Raw genomic sequence first — 22,712 nt, forward strand, 5'->3', positions numbered from 1 at the left:
TCAGCTCTTGGGCTCCACGTACTTCGGGAACACCGGCTCGGGCGCGGGCAGTGAAAGTCCCGGCTCGATGGGCGTGGCCAGATCGGCGAAGGCGCGGCCGGTCTGGCCGAGCTGGTCCAGAATGCGCCCGGCCGAACCCGGAATCACCGGCTGCACCAGGATCGAGACGATGCGCAGCACCTCGAGGGTCACGTAGAGCACCGTCGCCTCGCGGGCCACATCCTCCGGCGTGCCCGATTTGGCCAGCGCCCACGGCTGCTGCGCGGAGAAGTACCGGTTCGTCTCGCCCAGCGTCAGCCAGACCGCCTCCAACGCCAGATGCAGCTGCTGCTGGTCGAATTCGGCGCGGCAGCGTTCCAGCAGACCGTTCGCGCGATCGAGCAGCTCCCGGTCCTCGGCGGTGAATTCGCCCGGAGTCGGCACGGCCGAACCGAAATCGCGCGCCACCATCTTCAGGCTGCGCTGCACCAGGTTGCCGTACTCGTTGGCCAGGTCGGTGTTGATGCGGCCGACGATCGCCTCGTGGCTGTAGGAGCCGTCCTGACCGTAGGAGATCTCACGCAGCAGGAAGAACCGCACGGCATCGAGCCCGTACTGATCGACGAGGGCGAGCGGGTCGACCACATTGCCGACCGACTTCGACATCTTCTCGCCCTTGTTGTACAGGAAGCCGTGCACGAAGACGCGTTTCGGCAGCTCCACCCCGGCCGACAGCAGGAACGCGGGCCAGTACACGGTGTGGAAGCGGGTGATGTCCTTACCGATGATGTGCAGATCGGCGGGCCAGAACCTGCGGAACGACGCGGAGTCGGTATTCGGGAAACCCACCCCGGTGAGGTAGTTGGTCAGCGCGTCCACCCACACGTACATCACGTGCGCCGGATCGCCCGGCACCGGTACACCCCAGTCGAAGGTGGTGCGGGAGATGGACAGATCCTTCAGGCCGGCCTTCACATAGCTGACGATCTCGTTGCGTCGCGTCGCGGGCAGGATGAAATCGGGCCGCTGCTCGTACAGTTCGAGCAGCTTGTCCTGATACTTCGACAGCCGGAAGAAGTAGTTCGACTCCTCGGTCCACTCCACCGGGGTGCGCGTTTCGGTGGCGACCCGGGTGCCGTCGTCGAGGACGGTGGTCTCCTCCTCGGTGTAGAACGCCTCGTCGCGCACCGAATACCAGCCGGAGTAGGTGTCGAGGTAGATGTCGCCGCTGGCCTGCATCCGCTCCCAGATGGCGATCGACGACGCGATGTGGTCCTCGTCGGTGGTGCGGATGAACCGGTCGTAGGAGACGTCGAGGCTCTTGTCCATGGCCTCGAACACGTCGGAGTTGCGGGCGGCGTACTCCTCGACCGGGATGCCCTCGGCCCGCGCGGCCTGCTGCACCTTCTGGCCGTGTTCGTCGGTTCCGGTCATGAAGAACACCTCGTAGCCGTCCAGGCGCTTGAACCGCGCGAGGGCGTCGGAGGAGATGTACTCGTAGGCATGCCCGATATGCGGCGCACCGTTCGGGTAGGCGATGGCCGTGGTGATATAGAAGGCGGGGCGTTCGGCTGCGGTCATGGTGTCACTACTCTAATCCGCGTGCCCGTGACCGCTCGCGTGAATATCCCCGGTGACCATGCCTAGCAAACGACCCGCACCCGAAGCACCCGAACCGCTGTCCCCGCTGGTGGACGCGCACACCCACCTGGACGCCTGCGGTGCGGCCGACGCCGAATCGGTTGCCGCCATGGTGGATCGGGCCGCCGCGGTCGGCGTGGGCCGGGTGGTGACCGTCGCCGACGATCTGGCCGCGGCCCGGTTCGCGGTCCAGGCCGCCCACTGGGACCAGCGGGTATACGCCGCGGTCGCGCTGCATCCGACCCGCGCGAACGCCCTGGACGACGCGGCGAAGACCGAATTGGAGAAGCTGGCCGCCGACGAGCGGGTGGTGGCCGTCGGCGAGACCGGCCTGGACTACTACTGGCCCGGCAAGCTCGACGGCTGCGCCGAGATCGAGGATCAGGTCGAGGGATTCCGCTGGCACATCGATCTCGCGAAGCGGCTCGGCAAACCGCTGATGATCCACAATCGTGAGGCCGATCACGATCTGCTCGCGGTGCTGCGGGACGAGGGCGCGCCGGAGACGGTGATCTTCCACTGCTTCTCCTCCGGGCCGCAGATGGCGATGGCGTGCGTGGATCGCGGTTATGTGCTCAGCTTCTCGGGCACGGTGAGTTTCAAGAACGCCCGCGAATTGCGCGAGGCGGCCACTCTCGTTCCCGAGGACCGGATCCTGGTCGAGACCGACGCGCCGTTCCTCACGCCGCACCCGTTCCGCGGCGCCCCCAACGAGCCCTACTGCCTGCCGTACACGGTCCGCGCGCTGGCGGAGCTCCGCGGCCAGGACCCCCGCGAGCTGGCCGACATCACGACCGCGAACGCCGCGCGCATCTACGGCATCTGAACCCGAGCCGCACCCCTTGTTCATAAACGCACCCGCTGTGGGGCCCTGGACGGGGTGCGGATCCCGACAAGGGGTGCGGCTGGGTTCGGTTGCGCTGGGGGTGGGCTAGGTCACAAACGGAGGGCTCGGTATGTCGAGTGTGGTTCGGTTCACTACGATGGCCGAGTCGTAATCTAGCTGCAGTTTGCGTTATTGGACCGTTATCCCGAAAACGGCCTTTCGACGTGCTGTTGATTGGAATCCGCGGCATGTGGTTGTCAGGCCCTGACCCCGTCGTTATCGTATTGTGACCATGCCGGAGCTTCGTATGTCCGCTCTGCAGCGGATCAACTCGTCGCGATCGCCGCTGCTGTATGCGGCCATTGCGGCGATGCTGGTCACGCTGATCGTGGGTGCGGGGCTGGCGATCGTGCACCACAAGACGGTGACGCTTGTGGTCGACGGTCAGAAGTCGACGCTCACCACCATGGCGCTGAATGTGCGCGGCGTCGTGAAGGCCGCCGGAATCAAACTGCGGTCCAAGGATGCGGTGTCGCCCTCGGCCGATGCCGCGATCGTCGACGGAGCGACCATCACCTTGAATCGGGCCCGGCAGGTGGCGCTGACCTTCGACGGCAAAGCGGAGAAGGTGTGGACCACCGGCTACACCGTCGCCGACGCGCTGAGCCAATTGCAGATCCCCTCCGATGTTTTCGTCTCGCCGTCGCGGCCGACGCCGCTTCCGTTGGAAGGCGCCGCGCTGGCGGTGACCAGTCCGCGTACCGTGCTGCTGGCCGACAACGGCGGCCCGCCGGGCTATGTGCGGCTGGCCGCGCCGACGGTGGGTGAGTTGTTGAAGGTCCAGGGCGTGCCGCTGGCCGATCAGGACTCCGTCGTGCCGCCCGCGGGCACCTCGCTCACCGAGGGCATGAAGATCACCGTCACCCGCAAGCGGGTCGAGAACCGGGTGGAACGGGTGCCGCTGGATCCGCCGGAGAACGTCATCGAGGATCCGACGCTCAATATGAGCCGCACGGTCGTCGAGAAACCGGGCAAGCCCGGGCTGCAGGACGTGACGTTCGCGGTGTCCATCGTCAACGGACACGAGGCCGACAAGAGTCCGATCGCCAACAAGGTCATCGTGCCGGCCGAGCCGAAGACCGTGCGCAAGGGCGCCAAGCCGGGCACCGAGGTGCCGCCGGTGCGCGACGGCGCCATCTGGGATGCGCTGGCCAAATGCGAATCCGGCGGCAACTGGGCGATCAACACCGGCAACGGCTATTACGGCGGCATCCAATTCGACCAGAGCACCTGGGTGCGGCAGGGCGGGTTGCGCTACGCCCCGCGCGCCGACCTCGCCACCCGTGAGGAACAGATCGCCATCGCCGAGGTGACCCGTGCGCGCCAGGGCTGGGGTGCGTGGCCCGCGTGCACGAGTCGCCTGGGGATCAGTTGAATTACATGAGCGCGCCGCCGTCGACTCGGATCTCCGAGCCGGTGATGTAGCGGCCGTCGTCGGAGGCGACCATGGCCACCACGCCCGCGACGTCGTCGGGGTGGCCCAGTGCTCCGCCGTTCAGCCAGCCGGTCAGGCGGGAGAGCAGGCTCCAGTCGGTGTCGTCGGGGACGGCCAGGTTCGAGGTGATGCCGGTGGTGATGCCGCCGGGGACGATATTCACCGCGCGCAGGCCCTGTTTCGCGTACTCCAGGGCGATCGCGTGGGTCATCGCGTTGATGCCGCCCTTGGAGGCCGAATACGCCGCCATATACGGATGCGCGCCGAAGGCGGAGGTGGAGGAGAAGTTCACGATCACCGGATGCGTGGACTGCAGCAGGTGGGGGAGCGCGGACTGGATCATCAGGAACGTGCCGGTGAGATTCACCGCGATCACCTGATTCCATGCCTCGAGCGGCATTTCATGGGTATGTGCGGTGCGCATGATGCCCGCCGCATTCACCAGCACATCGAGTCCGCCGAGAAAAGCGACGGCGGCCGCACTGCCCTCGCGGACCGCGTCCGGATCGCCGATATCGATGCGGACGGTCTGCAGCCGCGCGCGTTCGTCGGCGCCGACCGCCTCGGCGGTCTCCTTCAGGCCCTCCTCGGAGATGTCGGCGGCCACCAGGGTCGCACCCTCGGTCAGCAGCCGCCGGGCGACGCCCCGGCCGATTCCGGAGCCCGCGCCGGTGACGAGCACCCGCCGTCCGTCGTACCTACGCTGCATTGCGTTCCGTCCTTACTCTCCGCTGCCCGACGAAATCGGCCGGTTCGCGACCTTTTCCACGACACACCGAAACTAGAACGGGTATCAGTTCGCGTCAATGTGTACGATCGTCCCGTTCGACCGATTTCCTCACGCGCAATCTGCACGCTCGTCCCGGTTCTGCCTGTCGAAACGGAAAGTGGTGCTCGATGCGGTCGTTCGGTTTTCGGGGGCGGATGGGTGTCGTGGTCGCGATGTCGGTGGGAGTCGCGCTGTGCGCCACCACCGTGCAGGCGACGGCACCGGCGGTGCCCGGAACCCCGATCGCGGTGATCCCGCAACCGGACGGGTGGCGCGGCACGCCGGGCGGGGCCGTCGTCGACTACTGGACGACGGGGTCGGATGGTTCGCCCAAACCTGCCAGCGGTGCGATCTTCATTCCGCCCGGGCCCGCTCCCAAAGGCGGCTGGCCGATCCTGGCCTTCGATCACGGTTCCATGGGCCTGGGTCCGGGCTGCGGGGGTCAGTCCGATCCCGCGAGTGGGCCGTGGGCGGACCGGCGGGTGAAGGAGGACGCGTTCCTGCGGACCTTCCTGTCCAAAGGTTTCGCGCTGGTGGCCCCGGATTATCTGGGGCTGGGCCGGTTCGACACCGGGGTTCATCCCTATCTGGAGTTGAAGACCGAGGCCGCCGCGACCGTCGATCTGGTCAAGGCGGCGCGGGCCGCGCGCACCGAGTTGGGGCGCCGGTGGATCGTGTTCGGCGGCTCGCAGGGAGGGCAGGCCGCGCTGGGGACGGCATATCTGCAGCAGAAACTCGCGCCCGAGCTCGACTTCCGGGGCGCGATCGCCCTCGACCCCGAATCCGAGGTGGAGAATCTGCTGCCGATGGCGGGGCCGTGGGGGCCGGATCTGCCCAGCGTGGTCGGCGATGCGCTCAGTGCGTTCGTGGTGAGCGCGCTGGCCGGGCTGCGTGCGGCGCGACCGGATGCGAAGGTCGACAGCTATCTGACGCCGCGCGGGAAGCAGGTCCTCGACAGCGTCGGGCGGTTGTGCCTGGACAAGATCGCGGAGCGGGTGACGGGGGTGGGGATCAGTGATCTGCTCGCGAAACCGTTGACGAATGCGCAGTTTCACGGCGTGCTCGCCGATTATCTGGGTGTCCCGGTCAGTGGGTACGACGCGCCGATCCTGTTGCTGCTCAACGCCTTGGACCTGTCGGTGCCCTCGCCGCTGCACGCCGCGCTGGTCGCTCGGTTCGCGGCCAATCGGGTCGATCACAAGGTGGTGACCGGGCTGGGGCGGCATATGCAGATGAATCCGGAGATGCGCAAGGCGATCGATGCCTTCCTCGATCGCGCGAGGTCCGCGTCGTAGATCCTTAATCTGCTCTCGAGAACGGCCGCTACGCTCGCTCGCGTTTGTGGGTCGGGTTCGAGAGCGGATGGGTTTCATGCAGGTGTGGGGTTTGTGGGGGCGGATGGTTGTGGCGGCCGGGTTCGCGGGGGCGGCGGTGGGGCTGGCCACTTCTCCCGCGAGTGCGGCACCGACGCCGGGCACCGCGATCTCGGTCATCGCTCAACCCGACGGGTGGCGGGGGATGTCGGGTGGGTCGGTCGTCGACTACTGGATGACAGGATCGGATGGTTCGCCGCGGCCCGCCAGCGGTGCGTTGTTCGTGCCGCCCGGTCCGGCGCCGGAGGGTGGGTGGCCGATCATGGCCTACGACCACGGCACCACCGGGCTGGGGCCCGGATGTGGTGGGCAGACCGATCAGGCGAGTGCGCCCTACCCGCGGACCCGGTCCGAGGAGGACCGGACCCTGCAGTACTTCCTGTCCAAGGGATTCGCGGTGGTTGCGCCGGATTATTTGGGGCTGGGGCGCTTCGATACCGGGACTCACCCGTATCTGGAGCTGAAGACCGAGGCCAGCGCGACCATCGATCTGGTGCGGGCAGCGCGTGCGACACATCCCGAGCTGTCGCGGAGCTGGGCGGTCATGGGCGCTTCGCAGGGTGGGCAGGCCGCGCTGGGCACCGGGCATCTGCAGCAGACCTATGCGCCGGATCTCGATTTCCGCGGCACGATCGCCCTCGATCCCGAATCCAATGTCGAGCAACTGCTGCCGGCCGCCGGTCCCTGGATGCCGGATATCCCCGGCCTGAGTGGCAACGGCACCACGGCCTTCGTCGCGAGCATCTTGTCCGGGCTGCGCGAGACCCGGCCCGACGTGAACGTCGACAGCTACCTGAGCCCGCGGGGCAAGGAAATCCTCGACAGCATCGGCGGACTGTGCCTGGACCGGATCACCGACCGAGTGCAGGGCGTCTCGATCGGCAGCCTGCTGTCGCGCCCGCTGACCGACGACCATTTCCGCACCGCCCTGGCCTCCTACATGGCCGTCCCCACCAGCGGTTACAACGCTCCGATCCTGCTGCTACTCAACACCGCCGACCGCACCGTCCCCGCCCCCTTGCACGCCGCCCTGACCGCCCAGCTGACCGCCAACCGAGTCGACCACCGAGCGGTAGTCGGCAATGGCAAACATTGCGAGGTCGACCCTCGAATGTGGTCGGCCATCGACTCCTTCCTATCCCACATCCTGTCCACCCCCACCCACCCCTGATATCCGTCCCTGTCTCTGCGCCCCGAAGGGTGCAGAGACAGGGATCGGGCGAGGTGGGGGAGGGGAAGGGCGGGGGGCTTGGTAGTTTGTCGGGCGTGTCCGAACCTGTTGTTGCTGCCCGTGGGCAGGCCGAGTTGCTCGGGCCGGCCGAGGTGCGGGTGTTGGCTGAGCGGTTCGGGGTGCGGCCTACCAAGCAGCTCGGGCAGAACTTTGTGCACGACGCGAATACCGTGCGGAGGATCGTGGCCGCGGCGGGGGTGGGGCGTGAGGATGTGGTGCTCGAGGTCGGGCCCGGGCTGGGGTCGCTGACGTTGGCGCTGATGGACGTGGTGGATCGGGTGATCGCGGTCGAGATCGATCCGGTGCTCGCGGGGCAGTTGCCGCATACCGTCGCCGAGCGCGCTCCCGGGTTGGCCGAGCGGCTGACCGTGGTCGAGGCCGATGCGCTGCGGGTGGCCGCCGCCGATCTGCCTGCGCGGCCGACCGCGCTGGTGGCGAATCTTCCCTACAACGTCGCTGTCCCGGTGCTTTTGCATCTGATGGCCGAATTGCCCAGCATTACAACGGCTTTGGTGATGGTGCAGGCCGAGGTCGCCGATCGGCTGTCGGCCGAGCCGGGTTCGCGCATCTACGGGGTGCCGAGCGTGAAGGCCGGATTCTTCGGCACCGTGCGCCGGGCGGGCGCCGTGGGGCGGCAGGTCTTCTGGCCGGTCCCGCAGGTCGAATCCGGCCTGGTCCGCATCGATCGTTTCGTCGACCCGCCCTGGCCCATGGACGCCGACCATCGCCGCAGCGTCTTCGAGGTCATCGACGCCGCATTCGCCCAGCGCCGCAAGACGTTGCGCGCCGCCCTGGCGGGTTGGGCCGGTTCCCCGGCCGAGGCGGAGAAACGCCTGATCGCCGCGGGCATCGCCCCCACCGCCCGCGGCGAGACCCTCGACACCGCCGCCTTCGTGCGCCTCGCCCAGCAGGGATAGATCCCGGCGAAAAGCACGCCGGGATATGAGGTGGGCACGCCGGGATATGAGGTGGGCACGCCGGGATATGAGACGGACACGCCGGGATATGGGGGGGCACGCCGGGCTATGAGATGGACGCGCCGGTGGGCCGTTCGGCCCAGGGGACTCGAACGGCCCAGGGGTGGTCGCCGTCAGCGGAAGGTGCGCAGGCGCAGGCTGTTGGTGACCACGAAGATGCTGGACAGGGCCATGGCGGCGCCGGCGAGCATCGGGTTGAGCAGGCCTGCGGCGGCCAGGGGGAGGGCGGCGACGTTGTAGCCGAAGGCCCAGAACAGGTTGCCCTTGATGGTCCGCAGGGTGGCCCGGGACAGGCGGATGGCGGTGCCGACCGTGCGCAGATCGCCGCGCACGAGGGTGATGTCGCCCGCCTCGATGGCCACATCGGTGCCGGTGCCCATGGCCAGGCCCAGATCGGCCTGAGCCAGCGCGGCCGCATCGTTGACGCCGTCGCCGACCATCGCCACCACCTGGCCGCGATCCTGCAACTGCTTGACCACGTCCAGTTTGTCGCTGGGCAGCACCTCGGCAATCACCTCGTCGATACCGACCCGCTGGGCCACCGTCCGCGCGGTGGCGGCGTTGTCACCGGTCAGCAGCACCGGAGTCAGGCCCAGCGCCCGCATGTCGGCGATGGCCTCGGCACTGGTCGGTTTGACGGCATCGGCGATCACCAGCACACCGCGGGCCGCCCTGTCCCAGGCGACCAGAATCGCTGTCTGCCCGGCGGATTCGGCCTCGGCCTTGGCGCGGGCCAGCGGCTCGGGCACCGTCACCGCCCAATCCTCGAGCAGTTCGGCCCGCCCGATCACCACCGCGCGGTCACCGACCATGCCCTGCACACCCTTGCCGCCATGGCTGACGAACTGCTGCACGGTCTGCGTTGTCACTCCGCGCTCGGCCGCACCGGCAACCACCGCCCGTGCCACCGGATGCTCGGATCCGTGCTCCACCGCGGCGGCCACCGCGAGCAGCTCTTCCTCGTCCACGCCCTCGGCCGGAACCACCTGCGCCAGAGTCATTTTCCCGGTCGTCACGGTGCCGGTCTTGTCCAGCACGACGGTATCGATGCGTCGCGTCGACTCCAGCACCTGCGGACCCTTGATGAGAATGCCCAGCTGAGCTCCGCGACCGGTGCCGACCAGCAGCGCCGTGGGCGTCGCCAGCCCGAGAGCACACGGGCAGGCGATGATGAGCACCGCCACCGCCGCACCGAACGCCGTCGCGACGGAGACCCCGGTTCCTAGCCAGAAGCCCAGTGTCGCAACCGATATCGCGATCACGATCGGTACGAACACCCCGGCCACCCGATCGGCCAGGCGCTGCACCGGCGCCTTCCCGTTCTGCGCCTGCTCCACCAGCGCCGCCATCTGCGCCAACTGGGTGTCGGCGCCGATCCGGGTGGCGCGCACGGTCAGCATGCCACCGGCATTGACCGTGGCGCCGACCACCTGATCGCCGGGCCCCACCTCGACCGGCATCGACTCACCGGTCAGCATGCTCATATCGAGGGCGGAATTCCCGTCCACCACAACACCGTCGGTGGCCACTTTCTCGCCCGGCCGCACCCGGAAGTGCTCACCGACTCGCAACTCGCCGACAGGAATCCGGCTCTCGACTCCGTCACGCACCACCGCGACATCCTTGGCGCCCAACTCGAGCAGCGCCCGCAGCGCCGACCCGGCCCGTTCCTTGGCGCGCGTCTCGAAGTACCGTCCCGCCAGGATGAAGACGATCACCCCGGCCGCGACCTCGAGATAGATGTTGGACGCCGAACCCCCGCGCTCGACGGCGAAGCTGAAACCGTGTTTCATACCGGCCATTCCGGCATCGCCGAAGAACAGCGCATAGGCCGACCACAGATACGCCGCGAGCGTGCCCAGCGAGATCAGGGTGTCCATGGTGGCCGTCGCATGCCGGGCATTGACCCAGGCGGCCCGATGGAATGCGGCCCCACCCCAGAACACCACCGGGGTGGCCAGGGTGAGCGAAAGCCATTGCCAGTTACGGAATTGCAGGGCCGGAATCATCGCCATGGCGATCACCGGGATCGCCAGCGCCGCACTGACCAACAGCCGCTGCCGCAGCTGCGCGGCGGGCGAGGGAGCCGAACCCTGCTCCGGCCCAGTCGAATCGGTCGAAGTATGGACATGGGCGGTGTATCCGGCGTCGACGACCTTCTCGATCAGCTCATCAGGGGTGACGGAATCGGGGAAATCGACCCTCGCCTTCTCCGTCGCAAAGTTCACCGTCGCGGTGACGCCGTCGATCCGGTTGAGCTTCTTCTCGATCCGAGCCGCGCAGGAGGCGCAGGTCATTCCCCCGATATCGAGTTCGACGGAGCGCTCGGCACTGGGCGCGCTCATTGGTGACCTCCTCCGTGCTGATGCTCCTGCCCGCCGGAAACCGCTGCGGCAGCGGATGCTTCGGCGGTGAATTCGGCGGTGTGCACCGAACCGCCGTGGGAGAAATCGAGGTACAGCCGGTAGGCGCCGTCGCTGGGCGCCTGGGCATGGAAGGCGACCTGCGGCCCGGCCGGGGTCGAGCCGACCTCGCCCTCGGGATGCACGTGCAGATAGGCGAGATCGCTACCGCGCAGGGCGACGAGGTGGGCGTAAGCGCCCAGGTAGGGTTCCAGATCGGTGACCGGCCGCCCGTCCCGAGTGACGGTGAAACGCAATTCGCTTCCCGCGGTGGACAAATCGCCCTCGAGGGCGACCCGGTAGCCGTCGACGTCGGCGACCCGCGCGGTCGGGGGCAGCGGGCGCTGCGCGACCGGACCGGCGACGGTCACGGTGCGGCTGAGTACCAGTTCGCCTGGACCGCCGACCGGGGCGAAATCGGCGAAGACGCGGTAGGTGCCGGGCTCGGCCCACTTCCAATCGATCGACCACGTGCCATCCGGCTCGCGCTGCGGATGCACGTGCCGGTACTGGGCGGCGTCGGAGCGGACCACGATCAGATGCAGATCCTTCTCGTGCAGGCTGGTGAACCGGGTGACCGCCGCATCGTCCGGGCCGGTGATGCCGAACCGCAGCGCGCCGGGCCGATTCGGCTCGGCCGGTGCCGAGAGGCCGGTGAGGGTGTAGCCCGCCTGGGTGCTCTGCAGTCCGGTGTGCACGGCCTCGCCTGTCTGCGCGGTGGAGAGGGAATGCGTGTCGCCGTGCCCGGAAGCCGGCTCGGCCGGGTCGCCCACCAGGGCCCCGAGACCGAGCGCGGCAGCGAACAGCACGACCAGCCCGCCGCCGAAGGCCGCGAACTTCGGTCTGTCGTTCATGAGTTCGCCACCTCATAGCCCGCCTCGTCGATGGCGGCGACGACCTCGGCGTCGGAGATCGGCGCGGCGGACTCGACCTGGACCCGGCCGGTGCCGAGATCCACCTCGACCCCGGTGACGCCGTCGATCTTGCCGATCTCCGTCTGCACCGACGCCACGCAGTGGCCGCAGGTCATGCCGGTGACGGTGAAGGTGCTGGTCGCCATGATCGACTCCTCTGTTGATCCTATACGGTAAGGGGGTATGCCCCACTGTTCCTGAACATACCCCCAAGGGGTACCTCGTGCAAGTGTCCGGTCGAGTCGTGGGCGGCGTCGCGATTACGCTTGGGGCTCGTGCTCTCTGTTGTGCCCAGCCCCGTGGTCGTGCGGGCGCCCTCGAAGGTGAACCTGCACCTCGGGGTGGGTGATGTGCGTGCCGACGGGTACCACGAGCTGACCACGGTATTCCAGGCGCTGTCGCTGAGCGACGACGTGGAGATCGCCCCGGCGAGCTCGTTGACGGTCCGGGTGAGCGGCGAGGGTGCGGCCGAGGTGCCCACCGACCGCACAAATCTGGTGTGGAGTGCGGCGGTGCGGTTGGCGCATCTGGCCGGGCGGGCGCCGCTGGTGGAAATCTCGATCCGCAAGGGCATCCCGGTGGCGGGCGGGATGGCGGGCGGCAGCGCGGATGCCGCCGCGGCGCTGGTCGGACTGAACGAGCTGTGGGATCTGGGGTTGTCCCGCGACGAATTGGCGACGGTGGCCGCCGAACTCGGCAGCGATGTGCCGTTCGCGCTGTACGGCGGCACCGCCTTGGGGCGGGGTCGTGGTGAGGAACTGCTTCCGGTGTTGTGCCGCAGCACCTTTCACTGGGTGCTGGCCTTGGCCAAGGGTGGCTTGTCGACACCCGGGGTGTACCGGGAACTCGATCGCCTCCGCGAACAGGGCAACCCGCCGCGCCTGGGCGAACCGCAGGAACTGCTGCAGGCGTTGGTCTCCGGCGACCCGCAGCAACTGGCTCCCCTGCTCGGCAACGATCTGCAGGCGGCCGCCCTGTCCCTGAAGCCCGAGCTGCGCCGCACCCTGCGCGCCGGAGTCGAGGCGGGCGCCCTAGCCGGAATAGTCTCCGGCTCGGGCCCCACCTGCGCCTTCCTGTGCGCCGACGAGAAGGCGGCCGTCGCGGTCTCCGCAGAACTGTCGGGCGCCGGTGTGTGCCGCAGCGTCCGAACCGCCAGTGGCCCGGTCTCGGGGGCCCGAATCCTCAGCGGACCCACAACCCGCCCCTGACCGGTCGGGAGTCAGCCGACGAAATCGGCGAGGCGATCGACCTGGTCGGGGTCACGGCCGTAGCAGTTGAGTGTGGTGGGAGCGGGGTTGGGCGCGGGCCGGGGTGAGGTGGGCAGGACAGTACGCTGGCTCGGAGTAGGTATCGACGACACCGAGGATCCATGGTCAATCTCATCAATCTCGAACAAGTCCACAAGAGCTTCGGTATTACGCCGTTGCTGGACGATGTCTCCCTCGGGGTGCAGGAGGGGGAGCGGATCGGGGTCGTGGGGCTCAACGGTGGTGGGAAGACCACGCTGTTGGAGGTGCTGACCGGGATCGAGGAGCCCGACAGCGGGCGGGTGAGCCGGGTGAACGGGTTGCGGATGGCGGTGGTCACCCAGCGCGGCGTCCTGCCGGAGGGGGCGACGGTCGGCGAGGTGGTGCTGGCCGGGCTGGCCGAGGACGCCATGACCGACGGCATCGCCGAACACGAGTGGGCCGCCAACCCGCGCATTCGCAGCGTGCTCGAGGGCATCGGCATCGCCGGACTCGGGATGGATACCCCGGTCGCCAACCTGTCGGGTGGTGAACGCCGCCGCGTCGCGCTGGCGGCGGCACTGGTCCGCGAGCTCGATCTGCTGGTGCTCGACGAACCCACCAACCACCTCGATGTGGAGGGCGTGCAGTGGCTCGCCGAACACCTGCTGGCCCGCCGTAGCGCCCTGGTCGTGGTCACCCACGACCGCTGGTTCCTCGACACCGTCGCCACCCGCACCTGGGAGGTCGTGGGCGGCAAGGTGGAAAGCTACGAGGGCGGCTACAACGACTGGATCTTCGCCCGCGCCGAACGGGCCCGTCAGGCCGACGCCACCGAGGCACGCCGCCGCAACCTGGCCCGCAAGGAACTGGCCTGGCTGCGCCGCGGCCCGCAGGCCCGCACGTCCAAGCCTCGCTATCGCGTCGAGGCGGCCGAGGCGCTGATCGCCGACGTCCCGCCCCCGCGCGACACCGTGCAGTTGGCCGCGTTCGCGCGAAAGCGGTTGGGCCGGGTGGTGATCGAGCTCGAGGACGTCACCCTCACCACTCCCGACGGGCGCGAGCTGGTCCACGATCTCACCTGGCGGCTGGCTCCCGGTGAGCGCGTCGGCCTGGTCGGCGTGAACGGGTCCGGCAAGACCACACTCCTGCGTGCACTGGCCGGTGATGCGGAACCGGTCGCGGGCAAGCGAATTCAGGGCCAGACCGTGCGCATCTGCTGGCTGCGTCAGGAACTCGACGATCTCCCGACGAATATGCGAGTGCTGGAGGCGGTTTCCGACGTAGCCGAGCGAACCATGCTGGGCGACAAGGAGATCTCCGCAGGCCAGCTGGCCGAAAGACTCGGATTCAGCCCCGCCAAGCAGCGCACGCCGGTCGGCGATCTGTCCGGTGGCGAGCGCCGCCGCCTGCAGCTGACCCGGATCCTGATGAGCGAACCCAACGTCCTGCTGCTCGACGAGCCCACCAACGACCTCGACATCGACACCCTGCAGCAGCTCGAGGACCTGCTCGACGGCTGGCCCGGCACGATGGTGGTGATCAGTCACGACCGCTACCTGATCGAGCGCATCTGCGATTCCACCTGGGCGCTGTTCGGCGACGGCAGGCTCACCAACCTGCCCGGCGGCATCGAGGAATATCTGCGCAAGCGGGCCGCCCTCGCCGACGCACCCCGCCGCTCGGCCGCGTCCGCCAATGGCGCCGCGAATTCCCCTGCGCCCGCGACGGATTCGGCCACCTACCGCACCGCCCGCAAGGAACTCGCCCGCCTCGAACGAGCCCTGGAGAAGCTGACCGAACGCGAGGACCGCCTCCACGCCGCCCTCGCCGAGGCCGCCACCGATCCGGACAAACTCGTCACCCTCGGCGCCGAGCTGAAGCAGGTCCAAGCCGAGAAGGAATCCACCGAGGAGCGCTGGCTCGACCTGGCCGACCAGCTCGGTTAGCGCTCGGTCATTCCGGCGTGATCGTGGCCGGAATGTAGGAGGTCCCGGCCAAAAGCGCGCCGGGACCAGGAGGTTGCGCGCGCCGGGGCCGGTGTTGAGTGGTCCTACAGGGCTTGGTCGAGGGGTGGGACCGGGAGGCAGGTGCGGGTGAAATCGATGCCGAAACCGGTGAGGGCGATGCTGCGGTAGAAGATCTTGGTGCCGAAGGCGCGTTTCAGCAGGCGGCGCACCTCGGGCTGGGATTCCAGCAGCTGATAGCGGGTCGGGTTGTCGAGCGGCTCGCGGGCCCATTCGACCAGGCCGAGACGGCGCAGATTGGTGAGGTAGGACGAGGCGCGCTCCGGGAAACGCAGCGTGGCGTCCTCGCCGATCATGTTGAGGCCCATCTCCATCCGCCCCTCGGCCGCCGTTCGCAGCGGGCGGCCGGTGCGGATGTCTAGCGCGGGCTGGGCGCCGTCGAGATACAGGTAGCGCAGGATGCGGGCCTCGTCGGGAGCCAGTTCGGTGAGGATGCGCGCGAAGGCGGGATGATTGTCGTCGGTGCCGTGCACACTCGCCGAGCGCCGCAGCAGATCGGCGCCGCGCTCCCGCAGCGACGGCGTGTGGGGCGTGCCGGTCGCGGCGTCGGGCGGCGGCGGGATGCCCAGGGCGCGGCGCACCGAATCCCGCACCTGCTCACCGGCCTCGGACAACACCTCGCGCGGCGGTCGTCCGGACATGCTGCCGCGCACCACGGTTCCGGTCACCCCGAGCGCGGTCCCCACACCCCAGGCGGTCGCCTCCGTCACCGCCGACAGCGCCACCCGCACCACACCGGTCGCGGTGCGCACCGGGCCACCGGAACGCCGGACCTCGCCGGGTAAGGCCAGTTCCGCAGCCGGGCGCGGCACGAGTTCGGTGGAGTACTCGGGATCTCCCTCATCCGAGTCGTTCACCACGGCCATGGGGCTACTCCTGTTCCGAAGATCAGGATATGAGCGTAACCGGCGAACAGGCCCAGCACACCGCCATGCACGAACAAAAGCCACTCGTCCTGTTTGATCGCCGAGCGCAGCATGTCCACGAAGTCCGGCGGTGACAGGGCGGCCATCTGTTTGGCGATGTACTGACCGACCTGCCTGCTCTGCTGCGCGTTGAACGCGGGATCGGCGAAGGCCTGCGGCGCGAAGGTCTTGGCCTGATCGGCAAAGCGCGTCTGCAGGGTCTCGTAATCGCGGCTGCCGATCATGAATTTCAACGCCCCGCGCGCCGGGCCCAATGCCCGGTCGGTGGCCGGTCGCAGCGTGTCCTCGAGGACCTGCATCGTGCGATCCGAGCGCGGCCCGTTGAGTAACTCGTCACCGACATTCGCGACGGTCATGATCTGGCTGGCCACCAAATCCGCATAACCCTCGGTGATTTCCGACTGCCTTTTGATCAACAGACCCTGCCGCCACGGGCACCACCATTTCGGATAGGCCGGTTCGAAGATCAGATTGATACCGATCCAGTTGACCACCCAGCCGATGATCACCCCACCGACCGGCAGCACAACCAGCGCATGCGGATACAGGTGCAGGATGAACACCAGAACCAAACCCATCGGTGCGCCGAAGTAGAAGCCGAAATTCTGCATGAACCGCAGCTCCTTGGCGCCCAGCACCTGGAACACCATGTTCAACAGCTGCGGTCGCGACTGGAAATAGCGGATCACCATCTGCTTCACATCGAGCAACTGTTCGATGTTGTTGCCCAGCTCGTCGGTGAGTTCGCGCAGAATGTCGGGCAACTGCTGACGCACCCGCTCGTGCACCATCTCCCGAATCTGGCTGGGCAGGTTGAACCACAGCTGGGGATGCTCGCGGATCGCGATCTCCTCGACGATGTCGCGGATCTGTTCCTGCGCGATGGCGGTGAGATGTTCGGCCAGGGCATCGGGTTCCAGTTCCCGGTAGAAGTCGGCGACACTGCCGAGTTTGGCCAGGCCCTTGTCCACCGCGATCGAGGCCATCTTGTCCGCCCGCGAGGGCACGATGCCCTGCCAGCCCATCCGGCCGTCGTACTGCAGCAGCGGCAGCACCTGAATTCGCTTGGGCAGATAGGGAAACAGCCAGCGCAGCCCGGGCACCCGGATGCCGTGGAAGTGGATCGGCTTGAACAACATCAGCACGCCGGTCCAGTTGGTGATGTAACCGATGACACCGGTGAACAGGGGAATGGTGATCACTTCGAGCCACAAGGTCGGGGCGACATCGAACAAACTCTCCAGCACGACACCCTCCTGCCGACCCCTTACCGGTGACCGCCGCCACACCGGCACTTCAACGTACCCCGTCGGCACGCAGGACCTTACTGTGGATTCAGGAAAACGGTCCAATTCTGGCGAGAGAACTGGTCAGCCGCCTCGATGGGTGGGAGACTTCGGTCACACCGTGCGCCCGGAATGTCGCATCGAACAGCGGGTACCGGAAGAATGACCCTCACCACATCAGCGGCAACGGCGGCAATAATGTGTGAGCGGACGAGCTCACCCGGCGATATTCGGAGAAGGACGTGGCAGACGACAGGACCGGACAGGATGTGGTCCGACCCGGTTCCCGTGCCGTGGAACGCAGCTCGGATGTGGAGCAACGGCAGATCAGCAACGAGGCCCGGCTGATCCGTGGCGCCTTCCGGGCGGCCGGGCTGGCGGTCGGCACCGCGGTGCGCGGCGGGCAATGGGCGGTCGGCACCACCTACGAGGTCACCAAGCAGATCACCCAGGCCGCGCTGGACGGGGAGTCGTCGGCGGATATCGCCGACCGCGCGGGCGCGGCGCTGCAGTCGGTGGCCCGCAATATTCTCGGGGTCACCGAGGGGTCGGTGCGGGAGATCGTCAGCTATGTCCCGACCTCCAACGGACAGAGCCAGCAGGCCATCAGCGGCGGATATGTGCGCTCGGGGACGCTCGACGACCTGCGCCGCCGCGGCGATGCGCTGCTGGCGAGGTCGGCGGATGTGTACTTCACCGAGGATGTGCATCCGGCCTACGACCGCATCCTCGATCAGCTTGCCCCGGACGAGGCGCGCATCCTGCGTTTCATGGCCCTGAACGGGCCGCAGCCGCTGGTGGATGTGCGGACGAACAGGCCGTTGGGCATCGGGTCCGAGCTGGTGACCGGGGATCTGACCTCGGTGCCGGAGCAGGCCGGGGTGCGGTATCCGGACCGGGCGCGGCTGTATCTGATCAATCTCAACCGGCTCGGGCTGATGATGACCTCCGACGATCCGGTGGTGCTGAGCCGCTACATGGTCCTCGAGGTGCAGCCCATCGTGGAGTCGGCCCTCAAACAGGCCGGCCGGGCGCCCAAGATCGTCCGAAAGAGTCTGCGCTTGACGGAGTTCGGCGAGGACTTCTGCAAGACCTGCTTCACCATCAACGGAGCGCCTTGATAGCAATCCGATACAAATTTTCCGATCTGCGCAGATATGCGTCATCGGATGGGATTGTTGAAGTATGGACTCCGACGCCGTCTCCGCGATCAGCCGGCTGAAGTTCCGGTACCTGCGCGCGCTCGACACCAAGTCCTGGGACGACTTCGCCGACACCATGATTCCCGAGGCGACCGCGACCTACAGCGAGTACCTGCAGTTCGAATCGCGCGACGCATTCCTGGCGTTCATGCGCAACACGCTCGGCCCGCACGTCATCACCGAGCACCGCTGCGACCACCCCGAGATCGACGTCGACGGCGACTCCGCGACCGGCACCTGGTACCTGGCCGACACCGTGCTCATCCCCGGCCACAACATGCTGCTGCGCGGGGCGGCGTTCTACTCCGACCGCTACGTCAAGTGCGACGACGGCCGCTGGCGCATTGCGCACACCGGCTACGAACGCACCTACGAGGTAGTGCTCTCCCTGTCCGACCTCCCCAGCCTGCGCCTGACCTCCAGCCGCTGGGGACTCATCGCGCGCGAGCCGGGGATGGCACAGGAGGCCGATGGGGTTCCGCCGCCGGATTCGGCGGAGACCATGGGGTGACTAGTCCGGTGACTAGTCCGCGGTGGCGACCAGCGGCTCGAGGGTCAGGTCGGGCATTTCCTTCTGGATGTACTGCAGGCGCCACTTGTCGCTGAACAGGGCCAGAATCGCGCCGTCGGTGCGGGTGAAGACCTCGACGCCGCGCTGACGGTCCAGTTCGGGGGCGGAGGCGGCGTCGGTGCGGCGGGCCAGCTGGTAGGGCAGGAAGTCCAGCTGGGTCTCCACGCCGAATTCGGCCTGCATGCGGGCGGTGACCACCTCGAACTGCATCGGGCCGACCGCGGCCAGCACCGGCGAGGCGTCACCGCGGGTGTCGTTGCGCAACACCTGCACCACGCCCTCGGAGTCGAGTTGATCGATGGCCTTGCGGAACTGCTTGTACTTCCCGGCACTGCGTGCGCGCAGCGTGGCGAAATGTTCGGGCGCGAAGGACGGGATCGGCGGGAATTCCACCTTCTTGTCCACGAACAGGGTGTGCCCGGGTGCCAGCGCGGTGGCGTTCACCAGGCCGACCACATCGCCCGGGTAGGCGGTGTCCACGGTGGAACGCTCCCGGCCGAAGACCGTCAGCGCGTACTTGGTGGCGAAGGGGCGCCCGGTCTGGGCATGGGTGACCACCATGCCGCGTTCGAATTCGCCCGATACGATGCGCATGAACGCCAGCCGGTCGCGGTGCGCGGTGTCCATACCCGCCTGCACCTTGAACACGACGGCGCTGAACGGCTCCGACGGGTCGCGTGGAGCGCCGTCGACGTCCAGGCGCGGGCCCGGCGGGGGCGCAAGGGACACAAGGGTTTCCAGCAGCTGGCGCACGCCGAAGTTCAGCATGGCCGAGGCATAGATGACCGGTGAGGTCTGCCCGGCCAGGAACATCTCCTGATCGTGGTCCTGGCCGGTGGCCGACAGCAGTTCGCTCTCCTCGACGGCGGTGGTCCACACCTCGCCCTCGCGGGCCTCGGCCTGTTCGGGGGTGTGCGACTCCTCCGGGGCGATGGTCGCGCCGCCGGCCGTGCGGGTGAAGTGGATGTATTCGACGGGTGCGCCGTCGGTGCCGCGGCGCAGCAGGCCGCGGAAGTCGCCGGCGATGCCGACCGGCAGGAACAGCGGGGTCGGGGTCAGGCCGATGCGCTCGTCGATCTCGTCCAGCAGTTCCAGCGGCGCGCGGCCGGGCCGGTCCCACTTGTTGATCACCGTGATGACCGGGATGCCGCGGTGGCGGCACACCTGGAACAGCTTCAGCGTCTGCGGTTCCAGGCCCTTGGCGGCGTCGATGAGCATGACCGCGGCGTCGACGGCGGTCAGCACCCGATAGGTGTCCTCGGAGAAGTCCGAGTGGCCGGGGGTGTCGACCAGGTTGATCACGCAGTCGCCGTATTCGAACTGCAGCGCGGTCGAACTCACCGAGATGCCGCGCGCCTTCTCCATCTCCATCCAGTCCGAGACGGTGGATTTGCGCCCGGCCTTGCCGTGGATCGCACCCGCCTCGGCAATGACCTTGGCGTGCAGGGCCAGCGCCTCGGTGAGGGTGGATTTACCGGCGTCGGGATGTGAGATGACCGCGAATGTGCGTCGCCGCGCCACTTCCTCGGCCAACTGCCGGTGCACGGTGACGCTGGCAGGGGAATTCACGGAAGCTCCTTTTCGCGGGTCGGCAACCGTTCCAGGGTACTGGACAGGACCTGCGCGGTGAGGTGCTGGGCGACCGTGGCGCGGACCAGTCCGTCCACATCCGAGGCCGGGCTGATCAGCTCGATGGCGTGGTTGGCGGTCAGGGTGGCGATTCCGTGCAGATTCGTCCACAGGGCGAGTGCGCGTTCGGCGGGGCGGTCGGGGGTGCAGCGGGCGATCAGTTCGGTCCACTGCCGATAGATCGGAACGGTCTGCTGCCGCAGATTTTCGCCGGACCCTTCCAGCAGGTCGTGGCGGAACATGAGGGTGAACATCTCCGGACGTTCGATCGCGAAGTGCACGTACTCCAGCGCCATCCGTTCCACCCGGCCGCGCGCATCGTGCTGGGCGTGGGCCTCGAATCGGATTCGCAGATCGGCGAATCCGCGCGCCGCGACGGCCGCCAGCAACGCCCGATGCGTCGGGAAGTACCGCCGCGGTGCACCATGCGACACCCCCGCCGCCCGGGCGATCGCCCGCAACCCGAGCTGCCCGGCCCCGACCTGCTCCAGCAGCTCGACCCCGGCGCTCACCAGCCGTTCCCGCAACGACTCCACTCCCCGCCTCTCCGCGTTTCAGGCCATACCAGTTGGGTGCCATTCGACTTGGTCGCAGGTCCTGCGTCTGCGCCTGGCTGAGTCTCGGGCGTGCCCGACGAGTTACCCATGTTCTCAGGAAATCGGTTGTTGCGTTTTGGCATGGTACGGCGGCGTAACGTGCAGCAGCGGCATACCCTGGCGTGGTTTCGGCCGGGACTTCGCTCACGCTGCGGTCGGCTGTGCCACCGGGCCCACAGCGGTGAGCGGGGCCGCGGGCTGGTCGAAGGCCTCCTGGTCGAGGATTCCTTCTCGTTTGGCCACGAGGATCGGGACGACCATCTGGCCCGTGACGTTGGTGGCGGTGCGGATCATGTCCAGGATCGGATCGATGGCCAGCAGCAGGCCCGCCCCGGCCAGCGGGAGGCCGAGGGTGGACAGGGTCAGGGTGAGCATGACGATCGCGCCGGTGAGGCCCGCGGTGGCGGCCGATCCGACCACCGAGACGAAGGCGATCAGCAGGTAGTCGCGGATGCCGAGGTGGGTGCCGGTGATCTGGGCGACGAAGATCGCGGCGAGGGCGGGGTAGACCGCCGCGCAGCCGTCCATCTTGGTCGTGGCCCCGAACGGTACGGCGAAGGAGGCGTATTCGCCTGGGACACCGAGCCTTTCGGTGGTCATGCGCTGGGTCAGCGGCATGGTGCCGATCGACGACCGGGAGACGAACGCCAATTCGATGGCGGGCCAGGCCTTGGCGTAGAAGCGAATCGGATTCACACCGCCGACCGTGCGCAACAGGATCGGATAGACGACCAGCAGCACGATGAGGCAGCCCGCGTAGACCGCGACAGCGAAGGTGGCCAGCGGCCGCAGCAGATCCCAGCCGTAGGTGGCGATCGCCTTGCCGATCAATCCGGCGGTACCGATCGGCGCCAGCCGGATCACCCACCACAGCGCCTTCTGCACCAGCTGCAACACCGATTCGGCCAGGGTGAGAACGGGTTTGGCGGCCTCCCCGAGTTTCAGCGCCGCGACTCCGAAGACGAGACCGAGGAACACCAGCTGCAGCACATTGCCGCCGGTGAAGGCGCCGACCACATTCGTCGGAACGATGCCGGTGAGGAAGTCGGTCCAGCCGCCCTTCTGCTCGGGCGCCTTCGCGTCGGTCAGCGACAGGTCGACACCGTGTCCCGGGCTGGTGATCAACCCGAGGGCGATGCCGACGGCCACCGCGATCAGCGATGTGCCCAGGAACCACAGCAGGGTGCGACCGGCCAGCCGGGCGGCATTGGTGACGTGCCGCAATCCCGCCACGCTCACCAGCACCGCGGTGAAGACCAGCGGCGGCACGGCGAGCTTGAGCAGCTGCACGAAGATGCTGCCGACCTGCGTCAGTGTGCTGGTGAGCCAAGCGACGTCCCAGGTGCGGGCGATGAACCCCGCGGCTACGCCGACGGCCAGGCCGAGCAGGATCTGCACACCGAACGACCAGCGCGCCGGATTCCAGGTAAGGCTGCGCGAATCAGGGGAGGACATGAAGAACAACTCCAGGCAAAGGTGGGGCTGAGTGAGGTTCGGGCGCGCGTCACCGACACAGCTGCGCGGCCAGCCGCCCCAAATCCACGTGCAACCTGGCCACCAGGCGCACCACCGTCACGGAGTAGTTCACAACGTTTACGAGAGTAGGCGATTCGTCCGATTCGGGACAGTTCTGATCGGAACC

General features: G+C 68.0%; 19 protein-coding genes. 9 read left to right on the plus strand and 10 right to left on the minus strand.

Annotated elements, in window-relative coordinates:
• Complete coding sequence (gene metG, locus IU452_RS19350; RefSeq protein ID WP_195110494.1) at positions 1 to 1,560, minus strand: methionine--tRNA ligase; 1,560 nt, start codon at positions 1,558 to 1,560, stop codon at positions 1 to 3.
• Positions 1,561 to 1,618: 58 nt separating this feature from the next.
• Here metG and IU452_RS19355 point away from each other — a divergent pair, with 58 nt between their 5' ends.
• Together IU452_RS19355 and IU452_RS19360 are read left to right on the plus strand one after the other, a co-directional pair.
• Positions 1,619 to 2,446 (plus strand): TatD family hydrolase, encoded by an 828-nt coding sequence (locus IU452_RS19355; protein WP_195110495.1) that lies wholly within the window; start codon positions 1,619 to 1,621, stop codon positions 2,444 to 2,446.
• 307 nt (positions 2,447 to 2,753) lie between these two features.
• Entirely contained in the window at positions 2,754 to 3,881 is a 1,128-nt protein-coding gene (locus tag IU452_RS19360) for a resuscitation-promoting factor (protein WP_195110496.1), read from the plus strand.
• Position 3,882: 1 nt separating this feature from the next.
• Here IU452_RS19360 and IU452_RS19365 read toward each other — a convergent pair whose 3' ends face one another.
• Complete coding sequence (locus IU452_RS19365) at positions 3,883 to 4,650, minus strand: SDR family NAD(P)-dependent oxidoreductase (protein ID WP_195110497.1); 768 nt, start codon at positions 4,648 to 4,650, stop codon at positions 3,883 to 3,885.
• Positions 4,651 to 4,838: 188 nt separating this feature from the next.
• Between IU452_RS19365 and IU452_RS19370 the strand changes: the two genes are divergently transcribed.
• From IU452_RS19370 to rsmA, 3 genes are all read left to right on the plus strand, one after another.
• Positions 4,839 to 6,005 carry a lipase family protein gene (locus IU452_RS19370; RefSeq protein ID WP_195110498.1) on the plus strand — a complete coding sequence of 389 codons (1,167 nt, stop codon included), beginning with the start codon at positions 4,839 to 4,841 and terminating at the stop codon, positions 6,003 to 6,005.
• A gap of 76 nt (positions 6,006 to 6,081) precedes the next feature.
• On the plus strand, positions 6,082 to 7,254 hold the full coding sequence (locus IU452_RS19375; protein WP_228818251.1) for an alpha/beta fold hydrolase: 1,173 nt from the start codon (positions 6,082 to 6,084) through the stop codon (positions 7,252 to 7,254).
• Positions 7,255 to 7,349: 95 nt separating this feature from the next.
• Positions 7,350 to 8,231, plus strand: a complete 882-nt coding sequence (gene rsmA, locus IU452_RS19380) for a 16S rRNA (adenine(1518)-N(6)/adenine(1519)-N(6))-dimethyltransferase RsmA (protein ID WP_195110499.1) — start codon at positions 7,350 to 7,352, stop codon at positions 8,229 to 8,231.
• A 173-nt stretch (positions 8,232 to 8,404) separates the two neighbouring features.
• On the opposite strand, the gene IU452_RS19385 is transcribed toward rsmA, so the two are convergent.
• The 3 genes from IU452_RS19385 to IU452_RS19395 are packed head-to-tail and all read right to left on the minus strand — an operon-like array spanning position 8,405 to position 11,753.
• The gene (locus IU452_RS19385; protein ID WP_195110500.1) at positions 8,405 to 10,636 is read right to left on the minus strand and encodes a heavy metal translocating P-type ATPase; all 2,232 of its coding nucleotides are present in this window, start codon (positions 10,634 to 10,636) and stop codon (positions 8,405 to 8,407) included.
• Positions 10,633 to 11,547, minus strand: coding sequence for a hypothetical protein (locus IU452_RS19390; protein WP_195110501.1), 915 nt, complete (start codon positions 11,545 to 11,547; stop codon positions 10,633 to 10,635). Before IU452_RS19390 ends, IU452_RS19385 begins: the two co-directional genes overlap by 4 nt.
• Entirely contained in the window at positions 11,544 to 11,753 is a 210-nt protein-coding gene (locus tag IU452_RS19395) for a heavy-metal-associated domain-containing protein (protein WP_195110502.1), read from the minus strand. The genes IU452_RS19390 and IU452_RS19395 overlap by 4 nt, the downstream gene beginning before the upstream one ends.
• A 129-nt stretch (positions 11,754 to 11,882) precedes the next feature.
• Between IU452_RS19395 and IU452_RS19400 the strand changes: the two genes are divergently transcribed.
• Together IU452_RS19400 and IU452_RS19405 are read left to right on the plus strand one after the other, a co-directional pair.
• Complete coding sequence (locus IU452_RS19400) at positions 11,883 to 12,815, plus strand: 4-(cytidine 5'-diphospho)-2-C-methyl-D-erythritol kinase (RefSeq protein WP_195110503.1); 933 nt, start codon at positions 11,883 to 11,885, stop codon at positions 12,813 to 12,815.
• A gap of 161 nt (positions 12,816 to 12,976) precedes the next feature.
• Positions 12,977 to 14,782 (plus strand): ABC-F family ATP-binding cassette domain-containing protein, encoded by a 1,806-nt coding sequence (locus tag IU452_RS19405; RefSeq protein WP_195110504.1) that lies wholly within the window; start codon positions 12,977 to 12,979, stop codon positions 14,780 to 14,782.
• Between the two features lie 104 nt (positions 14,783 to 14,886).
• Here the strand turns inward: IU452_RS19405 and IU452_RS19410 are convergent, their stop codons facing one another.
• Together IU452_RS19410 and IU452_RS19415 are read right to left on the minus strand one after the other, a co-directional pair.
• Complete coding sequence (locus tag IU452_RS19410; protein ID WP_195110505.1) at positions 14,887 to 15,726, minus strand: Abi-alpha family protein; 840 nt, start codon at positions 15,724 to 15,726, stop codon at positions 14,887 to 14,889.
• Positions 15,714 to 17,033, minus strand: coding sequence for a DUF445 domain-containing protein (locus IU452_RS19415; RefSeq protein WP_195110506.1), 1,320 nt, complete (start codon positions 17,031 to 17,033; stop codon positions 15,714 to 15,716). Before IU452_RS19415 ends, IU452_RS19410 begins: the two co-directional genes overlap by 13 nt.
• Before the next feature lie 281 nt (positions 17,034 to 17,314).
• Here IU452_RS19415 and IU452_RS38240 point away from each other — a divergent pair, with 281 nt between their 5' ends.
• Both IU452_RS38240 and IU452_RS19425 read left to right on the plus strand, forming a co-directional pair.
• Positions 17,315 to 18,193 (plus strand): DUF4393 domain-containing protein, encoded by an 879-nt coding sequence (locus IU452_RS38240; RefSeq protein ID WP_324192703.1) that lies wholly within the window; start codon positions 17,315 to 17,317, stop codon positions 18,191 to 18,193.
• Positions 18,194 to 18,257: 64 nt separating this feature from the next.
• Positions 18,258 to 18,785 carry a nuclear transport factor 2 family protein gene (locus IU452_RS19425; RefSeq protein ID WP_195110507.1) on the plus strand — a complete coding sequence of 176 codons (528 nt, stop codon included), beginning with the start codon at positions 18,258 to 18,260 and terminating at the stop codon, positions 18,783 to 18,785.
• Between the two features lie 12 nt (positions 18,786 to 18,797).
• On the opposite strand, the gene IU452_RS19430 is transcribed toward IU452_RS19425, so the two are convergent.
• The 3 genes from IU452_RS19430 to IU452_RS19440 all read right to left on the minus strand — a co-directional run bounded on the left by IU452_RS19430 (position 18,798) and on the right by IU452_RS19440 (position 22,525).
• A complete protein-coding gene (locus tag IU452_RS19430; RefSeq protein WP_195110508.1) occupies positions 18,798 to 20,414 on the minus strand; it encodes a peptide chain release factor 3 in 1,617 nt (538 codons plus the stop codon).
• Positions 20,411 to 21,010: a TetR/AcrR family transcriptional regulator gene (locus tag IU452_RS19435; RefSeq protein ID WP_195110509.1), complete on the minus strand. Its 600-nt coding sequence runs from the start codon at positions 21,008 to 21,010 to the stop codon at positions 20,411 to 20,413. The genes IU452_RS19430 and IU452_RS19435 overlap by 4 nt, the downstream gene beginning before the upstream one ends.
• Before the next feature lie 204 nt (positions 21,011 to 21,214).
• The gene (locus tag IU452_RS19440; RefSeq protein ID WP_195110510.1) at positions 21,215 to 22,525 is read right to left on the minus strand and encodes a dicarboxylate/amino acid:cation symporter; all 1,311 of its coding nucleotides are present in this window, start codon (positions 22,523 to 22,525) and stop codon (positions 21,215 to 21,217) included.
• Positions 22,526 to 22,712: the final 187 nt, after the last annotated feature.

It is taken from the genome of Nocardia transvalensis, from assembly GCF_015477765.1.
Classification (GTDB): domain Bacteria; phylum Actinomycetota; class Actinomycetes; order Mycobacteriales; family Mycobacteriaceae; genus Nocardia; species Nocardia transvalensis_A.

What these genes read in the sequence shown, in the direction of transcription:
- IU452_RS19370 (WP_195110498.1), top strand. Translation starts at nt 4,839, where the DNA reads ATGCGGTCGTTCGGTTTTCGGGGGCGGATGGGTGTCGTGGTCGCGATG.
- IU452_RS19375 (WP_228818251.1), top strand. Translation starts at nt 6,082, where the DNA reads ATGCAGGTGTGGGGTTTGTGGGGGCGGATGGTTGTGGCGGCCGGGTTC.
- IU452_RS19365 (WP_195110497.1), bottom strand. Translation starts at nt 4,650, where the DNA reads ATGCAGCGTAGGTACGACGGACGGCGGGTGCTCGTCACCGGCGCGGGC.
- IU452_RS19410 (WP_195110505.1), bottom strand. Translation starts at nt 15,726, where the DNA reads ATGGCCGTGGTGAACGACTCGGATGAGGGAGATCCCGAGTACTCCACC.
- IU452_RS19405 (WP_195110504.1), top strand. Translation starts at nt 12,977, where the DNA reads ATGGTCAATCTCATCAATCTCGAACAAGTCCACAAGAGCTTCGGTATT.
- IU452_RS19395 (WP_195110502.1), bottom strand. Translation starts at nt 11,753, where the DNA reads ATGGCGACCAGCACCTTCACCGTCACCGGCATGACCTGCGGCCACTGC.
- IU452_RS19355 (WP_195110495.1), top strand. Translation starts at nt 1,619, where the DNA reads ATGCCTAGCAAACGACCCGCACCCGAAGCACCCGAACCGCTGTCCCCG.
- IU452_RS19425 (WP_195110507.1), top strand. Translation starts at nt 18,258, where the DNA reads ATGGACTCCGACGCCGTCTCCGCGATCAGCCGGCTGAAGTTCCGGTAC.
- metG (WP_195110494.1), bottom strand. Translation starts at nt 1,560, where the DNA reads ATGACCGCAGCCGAACGCCCCGCCTTCTATATCACCACGGCCATCGCC.
- IU452_RS19385 (WP_195110500.1), bottom strand. Translation starts at nt 10,636, where the DNA reads ATGAGCGCGCCCAGTGCCGAGCGCTCCGTCGAACTCGATATCGGGGGA.
- IU452_RS19360 (WP_195110496.1), top strand. Translation starts at nt 2,754, where the DNA reads ATGTCCGCTCTGCAGCGGATCAACTCGTCGCGATCGCCGCTGCTGTAT.
- IU452_RS19390 (WP_195110501.1), bottom strand. Translation starts at nt 11,547, where the DNA reads ATGAACGACAGACCGAAGTTCGCGGCCTTCGGCGGCGGGCTGGTCGTG.
- IU452_RS19440 (WP_195110510.1), bottom strand. Translation starts at nt 22,525, where the DNA reads ATGTCCTCCCCTGATTCGCGCAGCCTTACCTGGAATCCGGCGCGCTGG.